This is a genomic window from Oceaniglobus sp. K40-3 (assembly GCF_055808395.1).
Window position 1 is genome coordinate 300,685 of record NZ_CM147868.1, and the last position, 21,803, is coordinate 322,487.

Sequence of the window (21,803 nt, forward strand, 5' to 3'; positions counted from 1 at the left end):
GTGCAAACTGGCACAGATCAGCCCGGGGTCAAGCCAACGCCGCCGCATATCCTTCAAAGGTGATGTTATCGGCCACCTGCCGCGCTTCGGCCTCTTGCGCGGCGCTGCGCACGGTCCAGCACAGAATTGTCGCCCCTTGTTGTTTCAATGCCGCGACGCGCGGGTTGGCCAGATCACGGCGATCGTGGCTGATGAACCCAGCACCGGTGCGGTCGAAATCGGGAATATCGCGCAGGGCCGCGCAAATGGGGGCAGGCACCGGCCAATCGGAGGGGGCAAAATCACAGGTCGTCAGGCCCCGGGGGGTGTCTGGCAGAAGGTCACGCAGCATGGCAACCGAATGGGGGTTGAACGACATCACCGCCACCGGACCGCGATAATTGCGCAGCACATCGGCCACCGCGTTTTCAAGCGGCCCCACGTTGGGGCCAAGCGCGCCATCCTGATCCTTGATTTCCACCAAAAGCGGCACCTGCCCGGCAATCAGGGTACAGATTTCAGCCAGTGTTGGAATGCCCTCATCACCACCGCGCAACGCAATGTCAGCCAGATCAGACGCCGGCAAACCGCCAATGGTGCCGGATCGCCCGGTCAGCCGCGTCAGGGCATAATCGTGAAACACCATGGCGACGCCATCGGACGAAGGCTGCACGTCCAACTCGATGCCAAAACCCGCCGCCACAGCCGCGCGAAACGCCGCAGGGCTGTTTTCGGGGCGGCCTTGCGCCATGTCGTGAAACCCCCGATGCGCAATCGGGGCTTTCACAAAGTCATCGGGCAGCGCAATCATTTGATCTGAAAGATGCCTTCGATTTCAACGGCAACGCCCAAAGGCAACGCTGCGGCACTCACTGCTGAACGGGCGTGACGCCCGGCATCGCCCAGCGCCTCGACCAGGAAATCGGAACACCCGTTGATCACCTTCGGTTGATCGGTGAAATCTGCCGTGGAATTGACGAACCCGGTCAGTTTGATGACCCGCACCAGCCGTTCAATATCGCCACCACAGGCCGCCCGGACCTGCGCCAGCAGGCTGATCGCGCAGGTGCGGGCAGCGGCGGCGCCCTCTTCGACCGAAACACCCGCGCCCAGTTTGCCGGTAATCAATCCATCCGCATTTTGCGAAATCTGGCCCGACACATACACGGTATCACCGACCACGACATGGGGCACATAATTGGCAGCGGGGGCGGGGGCGTCGGGCAGGCTGACACCCAATTCGGCAAGGCGGTCTTCGATCTGTCCCATGGAACATCCTTTCAGTGCGTAGCTATTTCGGGCTGACGCTACTCTGCCAGTGCCCCAACGGAAAGGCCCGTGTTCAACTTTCGCGGAACGCCTTGGTGAAATAATTCGCAACCGGGCGCAGGAAATAGGCCATCGGCGTGCGGTCTTCGGTGCGCAAAAACGCCTCGACCGGCATCCCGGGAATCAGCGTCAGATTGTCGGGTAATTTGTCCAATTCATGCGGTTTCAACTGAATTTCGGCACGATAAAACGAACTGCGAGACGCCTCATCCACAAAGGCATCCGCCGAAATCTGGGTCACTTCGCCAATGAATTCGGGGGTCGTGCGCGAGATCAAAGGCCGAGAACCGCAGAACCACCTCCTGCCCCACATAAACCTGATCAATATTGATCGCCGATACCCGCGTCGCGATAACCAGCGGGCGATCCTGCGGCACGATATACAAGACCGGATCGGCGGGGCGAATGACCGAGCGTTCGGCAAACACAGTCATGCCGTACACAACGCCGGCCACGGGTGATTTGATGTCGAGCCGCGACAATTGTTCGTGGAGCGCACGACGACGCTCGGCCAGTTCCAGTTCGCGATATTGCAGATCCCGGATCTGGGTGATCGCGTCCTCGCGCCGGGTTGTCCCCAATGCCAGAATCTGAAGCTCGATCTCGGTGATCTTCTCCGAGGCCTGCGCCCCGCTCGCCTCCAGCTCGCCCATGGTGCCGCGCAGACGGGCATCTTCGCGCTGCAATCCCAGAACGCGGCTGGCCTGCGCCAGACCACGATCCAGCAAGGATTGCTGACTGGCCAATTCCTCTTGGATCAGCGAAACCTGGGTGGTCAGGGCCTCTTGCTGCGCTGATATTCCGCTGATCTGGCTGGCGATCTGCTGGCGCCGCTGGTTCAATTGCTTGACTTGCTGCGCCATCGAATCCTTGCGGGCGTCAAACAGGCGCTCTTGACCATCGACCAGATCAAGAACCTCGGGCTGTTTTGCCGCCACCCTGAGAAGTTCGGGCGCGAAGGTGATTTCATCCGCGTCGTCACGTTCTGCGGTCAGACGGGCACGGCGGCTCATCAGTTCAAAAAGTTGGCTTTCCACCCCTGTCAAATCCGATCGCAGCAGCGTGGGATCAAGCCGGACCAGGGTTTCGCCGGCCTCTACCGTGTCGCCTTCGCCTACCAGAATTTCGGAGACGACGCCGCCATCGGGATGCTGAACCACCTGGCGGTTTCGTTCCACCTCGATCTGGCCAGAAGCGATAATCGCGCCGGAAATCTCGATCATCATTGACCAAGTGCCAAAACCGCCGACAAGTACCAGCAGCGCAAGCATGCCAACCACGACGGGCCGGGTGGCCGACCAGGATTTTTCGCCGCTCATTGCACGCCCGCCCGCACCGGATTGGCGGCGATATCACGGTGATTGCTGACCATTTCGCGCAGCACCTCATCGCGCGGGCCAAACGCGCGACGCATCCCCGCCTCCATGACCAGAAGCTTGTCACATTCCTTGATCGCGGCAGGTCGGTGGGCCATGATCAGGATTGATTTTCCCTCGGATTTCAACGCGCGGATTGACGCATTCAACGCTTCGGAGCCTTCGTTATCCAGATTTGAATTCGGCTCATCCAGCACCAGCAGAACCGGATCGCCGAACATCGCCCGGGCCAGGCCGATCCGCTGCATCTGGCCCCCGAAAGGCGCCCGCCCGTGGGCGTGACCAGCGTGTCATAACCATCGGGCATTTTGACGATCATATCATGGGCAGCGGCCTTTTTTGCGGCCGTTACGATATCTTCGTCCCGGGCATCGGGCTGAAGACGTGCGATATTCTGGGCGATGGTGCCATCAAACAACTGCACCCGCTGGGGAAGATAGCCGATATGCTTGCCCAGAACGTCAGGCTCGTATTGCTCCAACGCGGCGCCATCAAGGCGGATTTTCCCCCCGAGGGGCGCCAGACCCCGACCAGCGCCCGTGCCAAGGTGGATTTTCCCGACGCCGAATGGCCGATGATCCCGACCGCTTCTCCGGGTTCCACCTCGAAATTCACCATGCGCACGCTGGCCTGTTGTTCACCCGGCGGGATGATCGTGACCTGATTCACTGACAACCGGGCCTTGGGCCTCGGCAGCGCGGTGCGCGGCGGCTCAACGCCGACAAGGCTCAGAAGTTCGGCCAGCCGCTTCCAGCCTTCCCGGGCGCGCTGTACAATTTGCCATTGGCCCAACGCCATGTCGATCGGCGCCAGCGCCCGCCCCATCAGGATCGACGCCGCGATCATGCCACCGGGTGTCATTTGCTGCTGCAAAACCAGATAGGCCCCAAGGGCAAGCATGGTGGATTGCAGGAAAATGCGAAAGGTTTTGGTTGTCGCCGTGAAACCGCCGCCCAGATCCGACGCCGTGATCGTTTCCGACAGCGACGCATCGCGCAGCACCTGCCAGCGGCTGAAGGTTGAATCCTGCATCCCGAGGGATCGTACAAGCTCGGCCTCGACACGGATCTGTTCGGCCATCCGTTCGGCGCGCAGGGTGGCCTGATTGGCCTTCATCACCGGGCTGATGGTGGTGACCTGGTTGATCACGGCCACAATCACCAACACCAATCCGCCACAGACAGCCAGAATGCCCAGCCATGGGTGGAACAGCGCGATCCCCAGCAAAAACAGCGGTGTCCAGGGCAGATCGAACATGGCGGTCAACACCGGCGACGACAACAGCCGCTGCACGGCCTCAAGATCGCGCAGGTTGTTGGACGCCTGCGCCTCTTTTTCGGGGGCGACGGCCGCTTTGCGCACCATCGCCGCAAACACCCGCCGGTCCAGCCGCGTTTGAAACCGCGCGCCGATTCGGGCCAGAATCCGGCCACGGGCGTAATCCAGGATGCCCATGATCAGGAACAGAAACCCCATCAGGACGAACAGCGCCAGCAGCGTCGCCTCGCTCCGGCTGCCCAGCACGCGGTCATAGACCTGCAACATGAACAACGGGCCGGTCAGCATCAGCGCGTTGACGAACATGCTGAATAGTCCCACCGCCCAGAACAGACTGCGACTTTCGGACCTGACCTTGGCAAGTTCGGACCGGCCGGTTGCGGTATTGATTTGCGTCATATGCCCCACGTCTGCTGGCCAAACCCCGGCCGCTTGTTACCCTGACCTTCCACGCCTATCTTCATGGCATAGAGTATCTTAACCAATAGTTCACGGAAATCATATTGTTCGGCGCCGGACAATTCCGGATGTGGCACAATAGCCGGGATTCCCTGAACGTGCCCGGTTGGGCAAGGTGGCTATTGTTGCGAGGGTATCATGACCAAAAATTCAATGTCACACCGCATTGCCGGCACGTTGTGCGCCATATTGTGCGCAGGCCCGGTTTTGGCCGCCCCCTTTGACGGCGTGTACCGGGTGTCGCCAACATCCGATTGCAGCGTCACCGGGGCGACGGGCGGGGCGCTCAAGATCGCCGACAATGTGTTTTTCGGCGTTCAGGGCCAGTGCAAGATGACCCAGCCGGTCAATGTTCGGGACATGGACGCGGTGCTTTATGACATGGTCTGCACCGGCGATGGTGATGATTGGAGCCAGCGCGCGCTGTTCATGCGCGCGGCAGATGGCGGATTGATCATGGCCTGGAACGGTTTCGCCTATAAATACGACCGCTGCCGCGATGACCCGGCGCAGGGCACCATCATCACCTCGGACGAAATCGGCATCACCGAATGATCAGTTGCCACCCCCGAACAGATTGCCCAGCACGTCGTCGATGATCCGCTCGACCAGATCGGGTTCGCGGGGCGGCGGCACCGGTTGCGGGGCGCGTTCTGCATTGCCGGAACTGGCCGAATTGCTGGTGCCTGGCACCTCGGCGGGCGCGGGGGCCGCCGGGCGGCGCATGGGCAGCGGGCGGGCGGGAAGACCCTGATGCACCCGCACCATGACCTCGTGCCAGATTTCGGCAGGCAGACCGCCGCCCGTTACCCCCGTCAGGGGGGTATTGTCATCGTACCCCATCCAGACCCCGGCGACATAATCGGCGGTAAACCCCAGAAACCACGCATCGCGCGCCGCCTGGGTGGTTCCGGTTTTGCCCGCCGCCTCGCGGTTGGGCAGTTTCGCGCGTCTGCCGGTGCCATCCTCGATCACCCGCGTCATCATATAGGTCAGTTGTTCAGCCGCATCCCGGGAAATCACCCGTTCGCCCATGCCGCCATCCTGACCGATCAGCGGCGCATCATCCCCCTTGAGCCGCAATTCAAGCAAACCATAGGGCCGCACCGATGTTCCCCCGTTGAGAATACCGGCATAGGCACCAGTCATTTCCAACAGCGTTGATTCCGACGCCCCAAGCGCCAGCGCCGGCCCCGAGGCGAGGTCCGATACGATGCCGAAATCCTCGGCCACCTTGCGGACATTATCCCGGCCCACCGCTTCGGACACTTTTACAGCAGGGATGTTAAGGGAATCTTTCAGAGCCTCGGTCAAAGTGACCCTGCCGCGAAATTTGCCATCATAATTGCGCGGCGACCAAGGCCCCGACCCCGGCACATTCAGGGTCAGGGGTTCATCGACCACCGTGTCGAACGCGCCATAGCCCAGTTCAAGCGCGGTGGCATAGACAAAGGGTTTGAACGCCGAACCGGTCTGCCGCTTGGCCATGATCGCGCGGTTGAACTGGCCCGCGACCCCGCGAAACCTGCGCCCGCCAACCATGGCGCGCACCGCGCCGTCACTGCTCATCACCACGATGGCGGCCTGCGCCTTGGAGCCTTCCTTGACCTTGGTTTTGAATATTTCATCCAACGCCTCTTCGGCGGCCTTTTGCAGATGCGGATCGAACGTGGTGCGCAACACCACATCCTCGGTCGTGTCCCGGGTCAGGAAATCGGGCCCTGCATCCATCACCCAATCGGCGTAATACCCCCCGCCCGCGCCTCGGCTGCTTGTGACAGCTCGGCAGGGTGGCTTTCGGCGTTCTGCGCCTCGGCGGTGGACAGATAGCCCTGTTCCGCCATCAACCGCAGCACCGTTTGCGAACGCCGCTGTGAACGGGCCAGATCGTTGGTCGGGGCATAGCGGGTGGGCGCCACCAGCAAACCGGCCAACATCGCCGCCTCTGCCGGGTCGACATCAGCGGCGGATTTGCCGAAATACCGTTGCGCCGCTGCCTCAAACCCGCGCGAACCTGCACCCAGAAACGCCCGGTTCATATAGATCGTCAGGATTTCATCCTTGGTGAACCGCGCCTCAAGCCCCATGGCATAGACCGCTTCCTTGATCTTGCGCCACATGGAACCGACCCGGCAATCCGCCTCATAGGCGGTTTCATTTTTCCACTCTTCCGGGTCGAACGGCACCCCCAGACACAGCAATTTCGCCGTCTGCTGGGTGATGGTCGATCCGCCATGGCCCGACAGCGCGCCGCGTCCTTCGGACAGGTTGATCTTGATCGCGCTGGCGATGCCCCGGGGCGACACCCCGAAATGATGATAGAACCGCTTGTCCTCGGTCGCGATGATGGCGTGTTTCAGATAGGGCGACACGCTGTTTGCCGTGGTCTGACCGCCAAATTGTTCGCCCCGCCAGGCAAAAACCTGACCGTCACGATCCAACAGCGTGACCGACCCGCGTGATCGCGCATCCAACAGGTTCGCGAGGGGCGGCATTGTGGCATAAAAATAGAACACACCCAGCGCGATCAGCAAAACGACCACGGCCGTTCCCCGCCACATCAGCCGCCAGATCAATGTCAGGATCCAGCGGAACAACCCGGTGATCATCCCGACAATGCCCCCACGGCGGCGCGGGGCGGCCTTGCGCCGCGTGGGTTTGCGACGTGGCTTCGGCTTTTGCGGCGTCTTTGCACCACGCCGCTTGTCCGCCACCAGAGGTGGTTTTTTCTGCCTGTACCGGCCATGCTCAGCCCTCGGTGCTTTATCTGTTTTCGCCAGATTACACCGCAGTGCAGCAAAAGTAGAGGGCGCAACCCGTCAACTTTGGTTTTTTCTGACCGCACAGTTTTTAACCACACACCACAATTAGTGCAAAAATTGTGCAAACCCCGCGTCATCAGGCCCGCAGAAATGCGCCCGAAGCTTGTGAAACAGCGGTCCCGCCCACCTGTTGCTGGAATGACCACACTCAGGGGGCCAGCGCCCCAACGGACCGAAGGGGAAAACCGTGAAACTGATTATTGCAGCAATCAAACCGTTCAAGCTCGAGGAGGTTCGCGAGGCGCTGACCGCCATCGGCGTGCGCGGCATGATGGTAACCGAAATCAAGGGGTTTGGCTCGCAATCCGGCCACACCGAAATCTATCGCGGCGCCGAATACGCGGTGAACTTTGTGCCCAAGGCCCGGCTTGAGATCGTCGTCTCTGATTCCATGGTCGATCAGGTGGTCGAAACCATCGCCCATACCGCCCGGACCGAAAAGATCGGGGACGGCAAGATTTTCGTGCTCGATGTCGAATCCGCCGTGCGGGTGCGCACCGGCGAAACCAACGACGACGCGCTGTAATTGGCACCAGCATCCTTACAAAGGGAAAACAAACGATGAAACTGATCAAACTTCTTCCATTCGTGGCGGTGCTGGCGCTGCCCACGGCGGGCCTTGCCCAGGACGCCGCCGCTGTTGCAGACAACACGCCGCCCGTGGCCGAGATTGGCTATATCCTCACCACCTTCATGTTTCTGGTCACCGGTTTCATGGTGTTCTGGATGGCGGCCGGATTTACCATGCTCGAAGCCGGACTGGTGCGCCAAAAGAACACCACGATGCAGTTGATGAAAAACGTCGCGCTGTTTGGCTTTGCCGCCGTCCTTTATTATGTGCTGGGCTATGGCCTGATGTATCCGGGCGCACCGACCGATGGCGTTTACCCGGACAGCTGGATGATTCCCGGCTGGCTGGGGGCGTTGAGCATGGCATCGCTTGAACCTGTCGGCCTGGCCGGAACCCAGACCGATCTGTCCTATGCGTCGGTCGGATCCGATTTCTTCTTTCAGTTGATGTTCTGCGCCACCACCGCCTCTATCGTATCCGGCACATTGGCCGAGCGGATCAAACTTTGGCCTTTCCTGTTCTTCATCATTGTGCTGACCGGCGTGATTTATCCGATCCAGGCAAGTTGGAAATGGGGCGGCGGGTATCTGAACGAATCCCTGGGCTTTCTTGATTTCGCCGGTTCGACCGTGGTGCATTCGGTGGGCGGCTGGGCCGCGCTGGCCGGGGCGCTGATCCTGGGGCCGCGTCTGGGCAAATACAGCAAGGATGGCCGCGTCAACCCGATGCCCGGCGCCAACCTGCCGCTGGCCACTTTGGGCACGTTCATCCTGTGGTTGGGCTGGTTCGGGTTCAACGGCGGATCGCAGCTCTATATGGACACCGCCGCCAATGTGGCTGACATCAGCCGCATCTTTGCCAACACCAACACCGCCGCAGCGGGGGGCGCGATTGCCGCACTGATCCTGACGCAGGTTCTGTATAAAAAGCCCGACCTGACCATGGTGCTGAACGGCGCGCTGGCCGGGCTGGTATCGATCACCGCCGAGCCGCTGACGCCTTCGTTGGGGGCAGCCACGCTGATCGGCGCCGTCGGTGGGGTGATCGTGGTGTTCGCGGTTCCCTTCCTGGACAAGCTGAAGATCGACGATGTGGTGGGCGCCATCCCGGTGCACCTGTTCTGTGGCATCTGGGGGACGCTCGCCGTGGTTCTGACCAACTCCGACGCCACTATCGTGGGGCAAATCAGCTCGATCATCATCGTCGGCGCCTTTGTTCTGGTGACGAGCAGTGTGTTGTGGCTGATCCTGAAGGCTGTCACCGGCATTCGCGTCAGTGAAGAGGACGAGATCAACGGGCTGGACGTGGCCGAACTGGGCATGGAAGCGTATCCCGAATTCGCCAAAGGCTGAGATCAACGGACCTGAAAACCAAACCCGGGCGACATTCGCCCGGGTTTTTGCTGTCCGTCCGTGACCAAGGGGTGTGATCCAGCAGAGCGCCCTTCGGGCGCATTCCATTATTTGCCGCCCAACCGCGCGCGCTGTACGAATAACCACTGTGCGGCTGGGCGCAACCACCTGGATCAGGCAAAAACGTCGGGCCGGGTTTCGACATAAAGGTCGGTCAGCGTTGCGCCGGGCGCACCGCGCAGCACCGCCACCGTAGCACCATCGACCTGCACCAATCCATCCTGTCCGTTCGCGGATGGCACAAGCGCCACGGCCCCATTTCCGGCAATGTGCGGGTTAAGTGAAAGCCGCAGGAAATCCTGCCCCGGCGTGAAATCGGCGATATCCGCAACACCGCCGCTTGCGGGGTCGGAATAGAGCCAGAACACATCATCACCGGCACCGCCGCGAACAATATCCCCCTGCTCAAAAATCAACGTGTCGTTGCCATCGCCCCCATCCAAAGTGTCGGTTGCACCGTCCTGATGCCAGGCGAATTCATGGCGTTCCGCGATGATCCGTTCCGCATCAACGCCGCGATGGTCAATCACATCATCTCCGCCCGCCCCCGAGAGGTAATCGGCACCCCATCCTCCGCGGATTGTATCGCCACCTTCGCCCCCAATGATCACGTCGTTGCCCGTTTCACCCGGAGCCTCGTCATGTTCACCGCCATCCAGATAGGCCCCAGTGGCGCCTGCGAAAATCTGATCATCGCCAGTGCCGCCGTTCAGCATCGTCTGGCCGTCGCCCGAATCGCCGCCGCGCAACAGGTCGGCCCCCGCACCACCATAGAGCGCCACAGCCCCGCTGCCCCCTGCCAGCGTATCGTCGCCGCCGCCGCCAAACCCATAGGTCGCGCCGTCCTGAACAATCAGAGTATCGGCGCCGCCGCCCATATCCATCGCCGTCACGTCACCAGTCTCAGCGTGCAGCGACGGAACAGCCTCGGTCAGGGTCAGCGTGCCGGTTGCGCCCACTGCCGGCACGGTCGCGCTGTCCGCGTCATCACCGTACACCTGTGGCGCGGGCGCGTCGGGGCCAATGCCAACCGACGACCCGCCATCCCGCTCCAGCAGCGCGGCCAGATCGCCTGATCCCAACGGCACGCCCTCTTGCTCGACCGGGTACAATACCTGCCCCTCCTCCGACGTTTCGGGCGGATCATCCGGAAGCGTGGGATCAACCGGCGCAAGCACCACGCCCTCCCCCTCATCCGGGGGGCGGATCGTCGGGCATGGTGGGATCGACAGGGTCAAGAACTGCGCCGTTGCTGCTGTTATCCAACAATTGCAACAGGGACAGATCGGCGTCATGGGTGGGCGATCCGCCATCCGACACCCGGAGAAACACATCCCCGACCGGAACGCGGTTCAATCCGTCAAACTGAATCTCAACCGCGCCCTCATCGGTTTCATACCGCAAAACAGCATTTTCGGTATCATTCCCGTCATGGGCCGTGAATTCCTGCGCCTCGTCGGGCACCGCGATGGTCAGCGTATCACGTCCGGGTTTGAACGCTTCAACATTGGTGCGCCCGGCGGGCGGCTCTGCAAACAGGTCTTCGCCCAGCGCCTGATCCTCGTCCTCCACATCATCGCCAGAGGGTTCATCAATCATCTGATCCGCATTCTCGTCGCCCTGAGTGTGGTCGTCGGAGGGATCGTCCCCCGCGGCATTGGCGTGCATGATATCCATCACATCGGGAAACGACGTGGCTGCCAATACGCCCAAAAACAACAATCCTGCCAGCATGACGCCCCCCTGCCGAGCAACCGATCCCCCAAGCCTATAGTGAGAGTCTTACGGTCAGGTGTCGAAATAATTCAGGATTTTAGGTTAATTTCATCAATTCTGCCCCAAACTGAAAATGGCCGCCTGTTACGGGCGGCCATTTTATCTGCGGGGATGGGCCCGGCGCGTTGGTCAAAATTGTCGCGCCCGCCTTCGGCAGTTTTCAGGTCGGGACCACCACCACCGGCTCCTCCGGTTCAACGACGGGCTCTGCCGGGTCGCCATTTGCCGGTTCCTCGGGGCTCTCATCTGTCGGTTGTCCATCCGCAGGCTGTTCGGGGTCCGCCGGCGCGGTCGGCGTTTCCGGCGTCGGGGTCGGCGTCGGGGCCTCGGGGGTGACGATTGCGGTGTCGTCAATCGTGCCTTCGTTCAGGGCAAATTGCTCTTCCATCAGGGTCACGTCATCCGCCGTGAGGCCGACGGAATTGACCACAACCATCACCCCCGCCCCGTTCAGCGACACCAGTGAATCCGAACCGGTGCCGGTGGGTGTGACCGTGATTGTCGGATCTAGCGTCACCGCGGGATCATAGATCACGACGAGCGAATCATCGCCCGGCGTATAATCCGTTACTTCGGGCAGCGCGCTGGTGGTGCTGACCCAGGTGCCCGCGGCAAACACATCGGCCCCGTCGCCGCCAGTCAGGATATCCTCGTTGCCGCCATAAAGGGTGTCGTCACCGCCATCGCCAGACAAGGTATCGCCCGCGTCGGTGTCGGAGGTCGATCCGTCTTCGGCGGGCGCACCGCGCATCATACCGACCAACACATCATCGCCGCCGCCACCCGACAGGGAATCCTCTCCCATGCCGCCGAACAGGTTATCCGCACCACTGGCGCCCATCAACGTATCGTTGTCTTCCCCGCCGGACAGGGTGTCGTCACCCAGACCGCCACCGATCATGTCGTCATTCGCGCCGCCGCGGATTGAATCATTGCCCTCGTTGCCGAACAGTTGATCGTCGCCCATTTGGCCCGCGATCAGATCGTCGCCGTTGCCCCCGGCAACCGTATCGGCGCCTTCACCGCCCAGCATCGTATCGGCACCACCGCCGCCGTCCAAAGTGTCACCCTGATCGCCACCGTCAATGAAATCTGCGCCGGTGCCACCAAGGATCGTGTCGGTTTCGGTGCCGCCGAACAGCGTATCGGCCCCCGAGCCACCAGAGATATCGTCACGGTCAGCGCCGCCATCGGCAAAATCGCTGCCACCGCCGCCGATGATGGTGTCGCCACCGCTTTCGCCAAACATGTCATCCGACGCGGGGCCGCCCCGGATCATATCCGCACCGCTGCCGCCCATCACGGTATCGTCACCGTCGCCGCCGAAAAGATCATCGTTGCCTGCGCCACCAAACAATTCATCCTTGCCGGCACCGCCTCCAAGGGCATCGTCACCGCTCAGGCCCCGGATCACATCGTCGCCGTGCAGACCGTCGATCATGTCATCGCCATCGGTGCCGATCAGAACGTCATCGCCGTTCGTCGGTTCATCGGTTTCAGGTGACGAATCGTCGTCGGAAAACGCGTCAAACACCAAACCCAACGTCAGCACCCCGAATACCGCAGCCAATAATAACATTACCCCACCCCTCTCCTGCCGGCGCATCTCGTGCGACGAAATGAATTTTCACTCTCACCCTATCAATCAATGTTAACAAATAAATACCTTAAATCAATGGCGTATGGCCCTCCCCCCACATCTGCGCAACAATGCAAGCGACTGAAGGTCATTGCCTCCACAGCGCAAACAATCACGCGGCCCAACCCCTGAACCAAGAGAATCATCAGCGCCACTTCCCCCTGCGCGCAAACTCCTCTATACGCCCCCATCCGCCCCGTGCGGTGTTTCAAGGGCCTTGCTGGACGACATCCCGGCTTGCGCCATTCCCTTCGTCTGAAAAAGGAGACCCCGATGTCGATTACGACCGAAGAAAAGACCCGCCTGATGAAAGAATTCGGCACCAAAGCGGACGACACCGGTTCGCCTGAGGTGCAAATTGCCGTTCTGACATCGCGGATCACCACCCTGACCGAACACTTCAAGACCCACAAGAAGGACAACCACTCGCGTCGTGGCCTTCTGAAACTGGTCGCGCGGCGCCGCAAGCTGCTGGATTACACCAAATCCAAAGATGTGACCCGGTATCAGGATCTGATCAAGCGTCTGGGCATCCGCCGCTAAGCCGGTCGCGCCCTCAGCGCGACCCGTAGAGATAGAGCGGGTTTTCGTCAGAAAACCTGCGGAGTCTCTCACCAAGGCAACGATCCGAACCGCGCCCGTGCAAACGAGGCGCGGTTTTTTGTTGGCAGATGTGCCTATTTCTTCTGCATCTTCGCAATCATGTTCATCACCATCCGGCGTGGGGCCAGCGGGATGATCCAGTTCACGGCGATCCCCAACAGGGTTTCATTCACGCTCACCAATTTCCCCGCCTGCATCGCGGCGTATCCATGTTCGGCCACGGAGCGCGCGCTGGCACCGCCCCCCGAAACCAGCCCGGTGCCCTCAAGGTTCGCGGCCTTGGCGAACCCGGTTTCCACATATCCCGGCGCCAGAACGGTGCAGCTTACGCCCTGATCGCGCAATTCGTGATCCACCGCCTGACTGAACGACGCGACAAACGCCTTGGTGGCGAAATAGGTCGCCTGATACGGCCCCGGCATGAACCCGGCGGTGGACCCCACGTTCAGGATCTTGCCACCGCCCGCCGCCGCCATGTCGCGGGCAAAGGCATGGGTCAGCACCACCAGCGCCTTGATGTTCAGGTCAATCATCGCCAGATCGTCGGCCACGGCCCGGTCAACCATCCGCCCTTGGCCGCCAAACCCGGCGTTGTTGATCAGGACATCCACCTTCAACCCCGCCGCCTTTACCCGGTCATAAAGCTGCTGCGCCGCCCCCTCTGCCCCCAGATCGAGAGGAAACACATGGGCAGCGATCCCGTGGGCCGATTCAAGCTCGGCGGCCAGTTTTTCCAGCGCGCCCACATTCCGGGCCGACAGAATGACATCGCCGCCCTTTTCCGCGTGTATCCGGGCGAACTCCATTCCGATGCCCGACGATGCGCCGGTGACAAGGGCCGTATTGGTCATGAGATGTCCTTTCATTCGGCAACATATGGCAACGCCGTGCTGATCGTTCAACGCGCCCCGGCCCTGTCCGGGTTCCCACCGCCATTGGCCCGCTTATCACGTCTTGGGCAGAACACCTTTCCAAACGGGCAAAACTGCTGTAAGGCCACGCAATCTGAAAGAAGGCGCCCGGACCTCAGCGCCTTACAAAAAAGATACAGAGGTCAGGGGGAATACGCCCCCTATGCAATGGCCTGCGGGCCGACATGAGGAACTTACATGTTCAACGTTACGACAAAATCAATCCAGTGGGGCGAAGAGACGCTGACACTGGAAACGGGCAAGGTTGCCCGTCAGGCCGACGGTTCGGTCATCGCCACGCTGGGCGAAACCAGCGTCATGGCCAACGTGACCTTCGCGAAAAGCCAAAAGCCGGGGCAGGATTTCTTTCCGCTGACCGTGCATTACAACGAAAAATACTATGCCGCCGGCAAGGTGCCGGGCGGTTTCTTCAAGCGCGAAGCGCGCCCGACCGAAAAAGAAACCCTCACCAGCCGCCTGATCGACCGTCCGATCCGCCCGCTGTTCGTGCCCGGTTTCAAGAACGAAGTTCTGGTCATCTGCACCGTGCTGTCCCACGATCTGGTCAATGACCCCGACATGGTGGCCATGATCGCCGCGTCGGCCGCCCTGACCATTTCCGGCGCGCCCTTCATGGGCCCGATTGCCGGGTGCCGCGTTGGTTTTGTCGATGGCGATTATGTGCTGAATCCCGAGATCGACGACATGCACAACCTGAAACTCAAGCCCGAACAGCGGCTTGATCTGGTGGTTGCCGGCACCAAAGACGCCGTGATGATGGTCGAATCCGAAGCTTACGAGCTGACCGAGGCCGAAATGCTGGGCGCGGTGAAATTCGCCCACGAACAGATCCAGCCGGTGATCGACCTGATCATCGACCTGGCCGAGGCCTGCGCGAAAGAACCGTTCGATTTCCAGCCTGCCGATTATTCGGCACTGTACGGTGCCGTCAAGGCCGCAGGCGAAACCGCCATGCGCGCCGCCTTTGCGATCACCGACAAACAGGAACGCACCACGGCCATTTCAAACGCCGTTGCCTCGATCAAGGCCGCGCTGACCGACGATCAGCAGGCCGACGAAAACCTCGGGTCCGCGATCAAGAAGCTGGAATCCGGCATCCTGCGCGGTGACGTCGTGAAAACCGGCAAGCGGATTGACGGGCGCGACACGTCGACCGTGCGCCCCATCGTTGCCGAAACCGGTTTTCTCCCCGCACCCATGGGTCGGCCCTGTTCACCCGTGGCGAAACCCAGGGTCTGGTCGTGACCACCCTTGGCACAGGCGACGACGAACAAATGATCGACGCGCTGCACGGGACGTACAAATCCAACTTCCTGCTGCACTATAACTTCCCCCTATTCGGTGGGCGAGGTTGGCCGTTTCGGCCCTCCGGGACGTCGTGAAATCGGCCACGGCAAACTGGCATGGCGCGCCCTTCAGGCCGTTCTGCCCGCTGCCACCGATTTCCCCTATACCATCCGCGTTGTGAGCGAGATCACCGAATCCAACGGCTCCTCCTCCATGGCGTCGGTCTGTGGTGGGTCGCTGTCGATGATGGATGCCGGTGTGCCGCTCAAGGCGCCGGTTGCCGGAGTGGCCATGGGCCTGATCCTCGAAGAGGACGGATCTTACGCCATCCTCACTGACATTCTGGGTGACGAAGACCACCTGGGCGACATGGATTTCAAGGTTGCCGGCACCGCCGAAGGCATCACGTCGTTGCAGATGGATATCAAGGTCGCGGGCATCACGCCCGAGATCATGGAAAAGGCGCTGGCACAGGCCAAAGATGGCCGGTTGCACATCCTGGGCGAAATGAACAAGGCGCTGTCCGGCGCCGCCGCGTTCAGCGAACATGCCCCCAAGATCGAAACCATGCAGGTGCCAACCGACAAAATCCGCGAAGTGATCGGATCGGGCGGCAAGGTGATCCGCGAGATCGTCGAAGTGTCGGGCGCCAAGGTCGACATCAACGACGATGGCATCATCAAGATCGCCAGCTCCAACGCCGAGGCCATCAAAAAGGCCTATGACATGATCCACTCGATCGTGGCCGAGCCGGAAGAAGGCAAGATCTACAAGGGCACCGTCGTCAAACTGGTCGATTTCGGCGCCTTCGTGAACTTCTTTGGCAAGCGCGACGGGCTGGTCCACGTCAGCCAGATCGAAAACCGCCGGTTGAACCATCCGTCCGATGTGCTCAAGGAAGGTCAGGAAGTCTGGGTCAAACTGCTGGGCTTTGACGATCGCGGCAAGGTTCGCCTGTCGATGAAGGTCGTCGATCAGGCCACCGGCGAAATGGCCAAGGCCGAAGAGGCAAGCGAATAACCGCATTGCGACAGATTATGAAAAAGGCCCCGGTGTTTCCACCGGGGCCTTTTTTGTTCAATCTATGAAAGCATGGTCAGAGGCTGAAATCGGCCCCCGAAACAGCGGTGGCACCGCCAAGGTCCAGCACCCAATCGCTGGCACCATCGCCATCGGTGTCGCCAATCAGCAAGCCACCGGCGGCAAAGAAATAGAACGACGATGCACCGCCCCCGATCAAACCGGCCGAGCCGTTGAACTGGGTGTTCAGCCCCTCAAGGTTGATCTGATCGACGCCGCTGGTGAAATCGGTAATCACATCCCTGTCGGCCCCGGTGCCGATCTGCGCGGCTGACGCAAACACAAAAACGTCTGCACCGGGACCACCGGTCACGATATCCTTGCCCGTGCCCGCGCTGAACGTATCGTCGCCACCGCCAAGGTACACCCGATCAATCCCCGTCGAACCGTGGATCATGTCATCTCCGGCACCGCCATAAATCGTGTCCCGGCCATCGCCGCCATAGATGGTGTCATCACCGGCCCCGCCGCCGATAAGATCGCCGCCCGACCCCGCGAAAATAACATCGTTGCCGCCATTCGCGATCAATCTGTTGGTGCCATCGCCGCCGCCATGAATGGTGTCGGAGCCAGAGCCACCCTGAACAGTATCGTTCCCGGTTCCGCCATAAATGGTGTTCTCACCCACCGAGCCATAAATCAGATCATTCCCGGCGCCGCCGGCAATATTATCATTGCCCGCTCCGCCAAAAATCGTGTCCTCGCCGATGCCGCCCCGAACGATATCTCTGCCCGAACCGCCTCCGATAAAATCACCGCCCGCGCCAGCATAAATCAGGTCTCTCCCGGCATTGCCAAACAGCCTGTTTGTGCCATCGCCGCCGCCATAAATCGTGTCGGAATGGGCGCCGCCCTGAATCGTATCATCGCCAGTGCCACCCCAGATCGTATTCCGGCCATATTGACCAGAAATACTGTCGTCCCCGGCACCACCGCCAATATTGTCGTTCCCGGCCCAGCTGTAAATCGTATCTGACCCGCTGCCGCCCCGCAAAACATCGGCCCCGTGTCCACCGGAAAGAAGATCATCCCCGGCGCCCCCGATCAACGTATCGTCACCGCCACCGCCAATCGCCTGGTCCGCCAACGCCGTGCCAAGGAAACGATCATCGCCATCGCCCAGATCGACACCGGCATATTGGTACAACTGACTGACATCACTCAGACCGTGAATGTCGATCACATCGTCGCCGCTGGTGCCGCGAAGGCCGAAGCCCGCATTATCGACAATCCGCTCAACACTTGCAGTGGCATCCAGCGTCAGGGAGGAAAAGCGGATATCACCTGAAAAGAGGGTCAGCACATCCGTGCCGTCGCCCCCCCGATACACCTCGCCGCCACTGCCCGTATGGCCACTCTCAAGCCGGAACTCATCATCCCCTTCGCCACCGACCAGCGTGTCATCGCCCTCACCGCCAATCAGCGTGTCATCGCCAGAGCCACCATCAAGGCTGTCATTGCCAGCGCCGCCCCAGATAATATCGTTGCCAGCTCTGCCAAAGAGCCAGTCATCACCCGCCGTACCTGTCATCTGGTCATTTCCCGGGCCGCCGCCCTGAAGGATCGACATCTTATATGCGCCAGCCGACGCATCGCCATTATCATCGACGAACAAGGAATACTCGCCCGTTAGCGGTGCCTCGAACGTCACGTGCCAGCCATCTCCGAGGTCGATTACCTGCAATCCCGTAATCTGCCCGACCGTGCTTCCGTCGGCATAGCGAAGGGTCCAGGAGGTCACGCCGTTGTCGTAATTGCCAAGCCCGAGCGACCCCACACTTGCACCGCCATGCAGGCCGTTCAAAACCACGGTATAGGTTTCGCCAGCCATCAGATCGACAAGCACACGATCCACTTCATCATTTGAGCCGGCGACTGATCCCGCAAAGGTATCCCCAACCTGAAGCCGGTAAATGGTATTCAAACCTGTTGCGGCGTCAGTTGTTTCTGTAATGATTGCCATGGAAATTACCCTATAGTCTGCACAATGATCAAAATTATCGATCAGACTATAGGAGTCCTGTCATCCCGCAATTATTATTTCGCTATCTGCACAATATGCACCAGACACGCGGATTCGCGTTCAGATCAGGCCGACAGAATGCGACGCGGCGCCCACCGCACCCCCTACCACGCGAAATCTGCCCCGGGCGTGGCCGGGTGGGCGGGTGCCGCGCACAGCGCGCAGTCGCCCGCCCGTGCCAGCTCAACCCGGCTGTTTTGTCGTGCGCAGATAGGGCAGCTTCTTGTCGAACCCGCCGAATTTTTCATTCGCTTCTTCGTCTGAAACCGCACCGGTCAGAATGACATCTTCACCCTGTTTCCAGTTGGCCGGCGTTGCCACCTTATGCATGGCCGTCAGGCGGATCGAGATCCAGCGCGCGCAGGATTTCATCGAAATTGCGCCCGGTCGACATCGGATAGGTCAGCGCCAGCTTCACCTTTTTGTCCGGCCCGATAATGAACACGGTACGCACTGTCTGATTGTCCGCCGGGGTCCGGTTTGCCGGATCACCCGAGGCTTCGGCGGGCAGCATGTCAAACAATTTTGCCACCTTCATTTCCGGGTCGCCGATCATCGGGTACGACACTTCATTGCCCGTCAGGGCGGTGATGTCGGATTTCCAGCGATGGTGATCTTCTACCGGGTCCACCGAAATTCCGATGATCTTGGCATCCCGCTTGGCGAAATCGTCGATCATCCCGGCCATCAGGCCCAGCTCGGTGGTGCAGACGGGGGTGAAATCCTTGGGGTGCGAAAACAGGACCGCATAACCATCCCCGATCCAATCGTGAAACCGGATCGACCCTTCGGTCGTGTCGGCGGTAAAATCGGGGGCGATGTCATTGATACGAAGTGCCATGGCTGGCTCCTTTATCGGCTGCAATTCCTTCACAGATAGGTCAGCCGCCCCGCAAGGTGAAGGTGCAATGCGTCACACCCGCCAAATTCACCCCCTCTACGCCACGCGCAGCCTTTCAGAACGGGCATTTCACCCGAAACGTCATCCCCACGCCCCCATCGGGATGGCGCAGGCGCAGGCTCTCGGCGTGCAGCATCAGGCGCGGAAAATCCGCTGCCGCGCCGCTGGCATAGAACGGATCCCCCAAAATCGGATGTCCCAGCGCCAGCATATGCACCCGCAACTGGTGGGAACGCCCGGTCCTGGGGTAAAGCCGCACCCGGGTTTCCGCATCCGTCGCCCGCACAACCCGGTAATCCGTCACCGCCGCACGGCCATTCTCATGGTCCACCATCTGCCGTGGCCGGTTCGGCCAATCCACGATCAACGGCAGGTCAACCGTTCCCGTCGCGGGCGTCATCCGCCCCGAAACCCGCGCCACATATGTCTTTTTCATATAGCGCTTTTCAAATTGCAGCCCCAGATGCCGCTGGGCATGGGGCGACATGGCAAACACCATCACCCCCGACGTGTCGCGATCCAACCGATGCACCAGCAACACCTCGGGAAACGCCTCTTGCGCGCGGCGCAACAGGCAATCCGCCAGATCCGGCCCCTTGCCCGGGACCGACAAAAGGCCCGCAGGTTTGGCCAGAATCAACAGTTCATGGTCGCGGTGGATCACCTCAAGCGGGGTGTCGGGCGGAGAATATGGTGTGCTCATTTCCGTTGATTACCGCATTTTCCGCGCGGCTGCCCGCCTAAAGATCAGAGAAGCGAAATTTTACCATGGGTATCAACACCCTGGAAGGTTGGGGCGGCAACCGCGGAAAAACACCGCCCAAGGATCGCCGCGATCTGATCTGCGTCTTCCAGAGTAAAGGCATCGCTGCGGTTGCTATCGATGTCGAACACCGCAATCAAATCGCCCGCGCCGTTTGTCACCGGCAGAACCAGTTCGGACCGGGTAGAGGACGCACAGGCAATATGGCCCGCAAAGGCATTCACATCCGCGACGATCTGCACCTGCTTCGTGCGTGCCGCAGCCCCGCACACGCCCCGCGAAAACGGAATGACAAGGCAGCCATGACCACCCTGATACGGCCCGATTTTCAGCATTTCAGGCGCCACGACCCGATAAAACCCTGTCCAATCAAAGCGGTCGTCGCTGTGATGCACCTCGCAGGTGATGGTGGCCATCAGGGCAACGGCATCGGTTTCGCCGTCGGTCAGACTGGCGATGATCCGCGCCAGTTCGGTGTATTTCGCTGTCATCTCGGCCCCATTCACGGTGAAAAATCGCGACAATTGGATTCAACCGCCAGATGATTACAGATTGATAACCCCTAGGCGGGTAAGGTGCATTCATTCGGACCGAAGGAGTGTGAAAATGCAACTCGATACAGCGCAATATGATGGTCTCATGGTGGTTTCTGTGCGCGAAAACCGGATGGATGCCGCCATCGCCCTCGATTTCAAGGAAAGCATGCGCGATTTGACCAATGACGCCCCGCCGCGGGTGGTGCTGGATATGGCGACGGTCCGCTTTCTTGACAGCAGCGGTCTCGGGGCAGTCATCGGCGCGATGAAACAGCTTGGCCATGACCGCAAGCTGGAACTTTCGGGTCTGAACCCTGCCGTCGAAAAGGTATTTCGCCTGACCCGCATGGACAGTATTTTCACCATCCATTCCGATCTGGCCGCTGCCCTGTTGGGTGTGAACGGCATAGGGCCGACAAACCAAGGCCGGGCTCATGCGTACTGAGGCAGTCGCGCGCGACGTTCAGATCATCGAAGAGCGCAGCAGCGGCAACACAGTGGAACTGCGCCTGACGTTCCCCTGCACCCAGCCAAACGTCCGCAGCGCCCTGGCCAGCATCATGTCAGGGCTGGGCGCCATGAACCTGTCAGAGGATGACAGCAGCACCGTTGAACTGGTGCTGGCCGAGGTGCTGAACAACGTCACCGAACACGCCTATCACAACGAAGACGCGGGCCTGATCGAATTGCACCTGAAACAGACGGATAACGGCCTGTCCTGCCGCGTGATCGACAGTGGCGCGGCGATGCCCAGCAACACACCGCCACAGGGCTATCCGCCCAACTTCGATCGTCCGTTGGAACTGCAACCTGAGGGCGGGTTTGGCTGGTTTCTGATCCGCAAGTTGACCCGCAACCTTGCCTATCTGCGCGACGCTGGCAAAAACATCCTCAGCTTTCAAATTGAAATCGGGCAGGCCCTGCACCGCAACTGAACAAATGACGTCGCACCCCTGCCCGCCAGCCCGGCGCTGACGGGCGATTGGCATGTCCGATACCGGCCTCCGGCGACCAGCACGATGCCCTGAAATGGCCCC

15 protein-coding genes and 5 pseudogenes are annotated in these 21,803 nt (G+C 60.6%); 7 read left to right on the forward strand and 13 right to left on the reverse strand.

Annotated features, from left to right (window positions below):
• Window positions 1-28: 28 nt before the first annotated feature.
• The 4 genes and pseudogenes from AC0L7P_RS01605 to AC0L7P_RS01620 form a co-directional block, all read right to left on the reverse strand.
• A complete protein-coding gene (locus tag AC0L7P_RS01605) occupies window positions 29-790 on the reverse strand; it encodes a glycerophosphodiester phosphodiesterase family protein (RefSeq protein ID WP_473434194.1) in 762 nt (253 codons plus the stop codon).
• Complete coding sequence (locus tag AC0L7P_RS01610) at window positions 787-1,248, reverse strand: RidA family protein (protein ID WP_473434195.1); 462 nt, start codon at window positions 1,246-1,248, stop codon at window positions 787-789. The genes AC0L7P_RS01605 and AC0L7P_RS01610 overlap by 4 nt, the downstream gene beginning before the upstream one ends.
• Window positions 1,249-1,321: 73 nt before the next feature.
• Window positions 1,322-2,627 (reverse strand): annotated as a pseudogene (locus tag AC0L7P_RS01615) (HlyD family type I secretion periplasmic adaptor subunit).
• A pseudogene (locus AC0L7P_RS01620) lies at window positions 2,624-4,361 on the reverse strand (type I secretion system permease/ATPase). The pseudogenes AC0L7P_RS01615 and AC0L7P_RS01620 overlap by 4 nt, the downstream one beginning before the upstream one ends.
• 198 nt (window positions 4,362-4,559) lie before the next feature.
• Between AC0L7P_RS01620 and AC0L7P_RS01625 the strand changes: the two are divergent.
• Window positions 4,560-4,976 (forward strand): hypothetical protein, encoded by a 417-nt coding sequence (locus tag AC0L7P_RS01625; protein WP_473434196.1) that lies wholly within the window; start codon window positions 4,560-4,562, stop codon window positions 4,974-4,976.
• Here AC0L7P_RS01625 and AC0L7P_RS01630 read toward each other — a convergent pair.
• A pseudogene (locus AC0L7P_RS01630) lies at window positions 4,977-7,201 on the reverse strand (transglycosylase domain-containing protein).
• Window positions 7,202-7,430: 229 nt separating this feature from the next.
• On the opposite strand from AC0L7P_RS01630, the gene AC0L7P_RS01635 reads away from it, so the two are divergent.
• Both AC0L7P_RS01635 and AC0L7P_RS01640 read left to right on the forward strand, forming a co-directional pair.
• Window positions 7,431-7,769 carry a P-II family nitrogen regulator gene (locus AC0L7P_RS01635; protein WP_473434197.1) on the forward strand — a complete coding sequence of 113 codons (339 nt, stop codon included), beginning with the start codon at window positions 7,431-7,433 and terminating at the stop codon, window positions 7,767-7,769.
• Between the two features lie 35 nt (window positions 7,770-7,804).
• On the forward strand, window positions 7,805-9,166 hold the full coding sequence (locus tag AC0L7P_RS01640; RefSeq protein ID WP_473434198.1) for an ammonium transporter: 1,362 nt from the start codon (window positions 7,805-7,807) through the stop codon (window positions 9,164-9,166).
• A gap of 173 nt (window positions 9,167-9,339) precedes the next feature.
• On the opposite strand, the gene AC0L7P_RS01645 is transcribed toward AC0L7P_RS01640, so the two are convergent.
• The 3 genes from AC0L7P_RS01645 to AC0L7P_RS01655 all read right to left on the reverse strand — a co-directional run bounded on the left by AC0L7P_RS01645 (window position 9,340) and on the right by AC0L7P_RS01655 (window position 12,581).
• Window positions 9,340-10,464, reverse strand: coding sequence for a calcium-binding protein (locus AC0L7P_RS01645; protein ID WP_473434199.1), 1,125 nt, complete (start codon window positions 10,462-10,464; stop codon window positions 9,340-9,342).
• Window positions 10,418-10,960, reverse strand: a complete 543-nt coding sequence (locus AC0L7P_RS01650) for a hypothetical protein (protein WP_473434200.1) — start codon at window positions 10,958-10,960, stop codon at window positions 10,418-10,420. Before AC0L7P_RS01650 ends, AC0L7P_RS01645 begins: the two co-directional genes overlap by 47 nt.
• 202 nt (window positions 10,961-11,162) lie before the next feature.
• Window positions 11,163-12,581 (reverse strand): calcium-binding protein, encoded by a 1,419-nt coding sequence (locus tag AC0L7P_RS01655; protein WP_473434201.1) that lies wholly within the window; start codon window positions 12,579-12,581, stop codon window positions 11,163-11,165.
• A 333-nt stretch (window positions 12,582-12,914) separates the two neighbouring features.
• Between AC0L7P_RS01655 and rpsO the strand changes: the two genes are divergently transcribed.
• Window positions 12,915-13,184, forward strand: a complete 270-nt coding sequence (rpsO, locus tag AC0L7P_RS01660; RefSeq protein WP_473434202.1) for a 30S ribosomal protein S15 — start codon at window positions 12,915-12,917, stop codon at window positions 13,182-13,184.
• A 134-nt stretch (window positions 13,185-13,318) separates the two neighbouring features.
• Here the strand turns inward: rpsO and AC0L7P_RS01665 are convergent, their stop codons facing one another.
• The gene (locus AC0L7P_RS01665; protein WP_473434203.1) at window positions 13,319-14,095 is read right to left on the reverse strand and encodes an SDR family NAD(P)-dependent oxidoreductase; all 777 of its coding nucleotides are present in this window, start codon (window positions 14,093-14,095) and stop codon (window positions 13,319-13,321) included.
• 258 nt (window positions 14,096-14,353) lie between these two features.
• Here AC0L7P_RS01665 and pnp point away from each other — a divergent pair.
• Window positions 14,354-16,483: pseudogene (gene pnp, locus AC0L7P_RS01670) on the forward strand (polyribonucleotide nucleotidyltransferase).
• Window positions 16,484-16,559: 76 nt separating this feature from the next.
• Here pnp and AC0L7P_RS01675 read toward each other — a convergent pair.
• The 4 genes and pseudogenes from AC0L7P_RS01675 to AC0L7P_RS01690 form a co-directional block, all read right to left on the reverse strand.
• Window positions 16,560-18,506 (reverse strand): calcium-binding protein, encoded by a 1,947-nt coding sequence (locus AC0L7P_RS01675; RefSeq protein ID WP_473434204.1) that lies wholly within the window; start codon window positions 18,504-18,506, stop codon window positions 16,560-16,562.
• A gap of 243 nt (window positions 18,507-18,749) precedes the next feature.
• Window positions 18,750-19,407: pseudogene (locus AC0L7P_RS01680) on the reverse strand (peroxiredoxin).
• Between the two features lie 115 nt (window positions 19,408-19,522).
• Window positions 19,523-20,170 (reverse strand): pseudouridine synthase, encoded by a 648-nt coding sequence (locus AC0L7P_RS01685; RefSeq protein ID WP_473434205.1) that lies wholly within the window; start codon window positions 20,168-20,170, stop codon window positions 19,523-19,525.
• Window positions 20,171-20,214: 44 nt separating this feature from the next.
• On the reverse strand, window positions 20,215-20,721 hold the full coding sequence (locus tag AC0L7P_RS01690) for a GAF domain-containing protein (protein ID WP_473434206.1): 507 nt from the start codon (window positions 20,719-20,721) through the stop codon (window positions 20,215-20,217).
• Between the two features lie 115 nt (window positions 20,722-20,836).
• Between AC0L7P_RS01690 and AC0L7P_RS01695 the strand changes: the two genes are divergently transcribed.
• Complete coding sequence (locus tag AC0L7P_RS01695; protein ID WP_473434207.1) at window positions 20,837-21,211, forward strand: STAS domain-containing protein; 375 nt, start codon at window positions 20,837-20,839, stop codon at window positions 21,209-21,211.
• Complete coding sequence (locus AC0L7P_RS01700; RefSeq protein WP_473434208.1) at window positions 21,201-21,701, forward strand: ATP-binding protein; 501 nt, start codon at window positions 21,201-21,203, stop codon at window positions 21,699-21,701. Before AC0L7P_RS01695 ends, AC0L7P_RS01700 begins: the two co-directional genes overlap by 11 nt.
• Window positions 21,702-21,803: the final 102 nt, after the last annotated feature.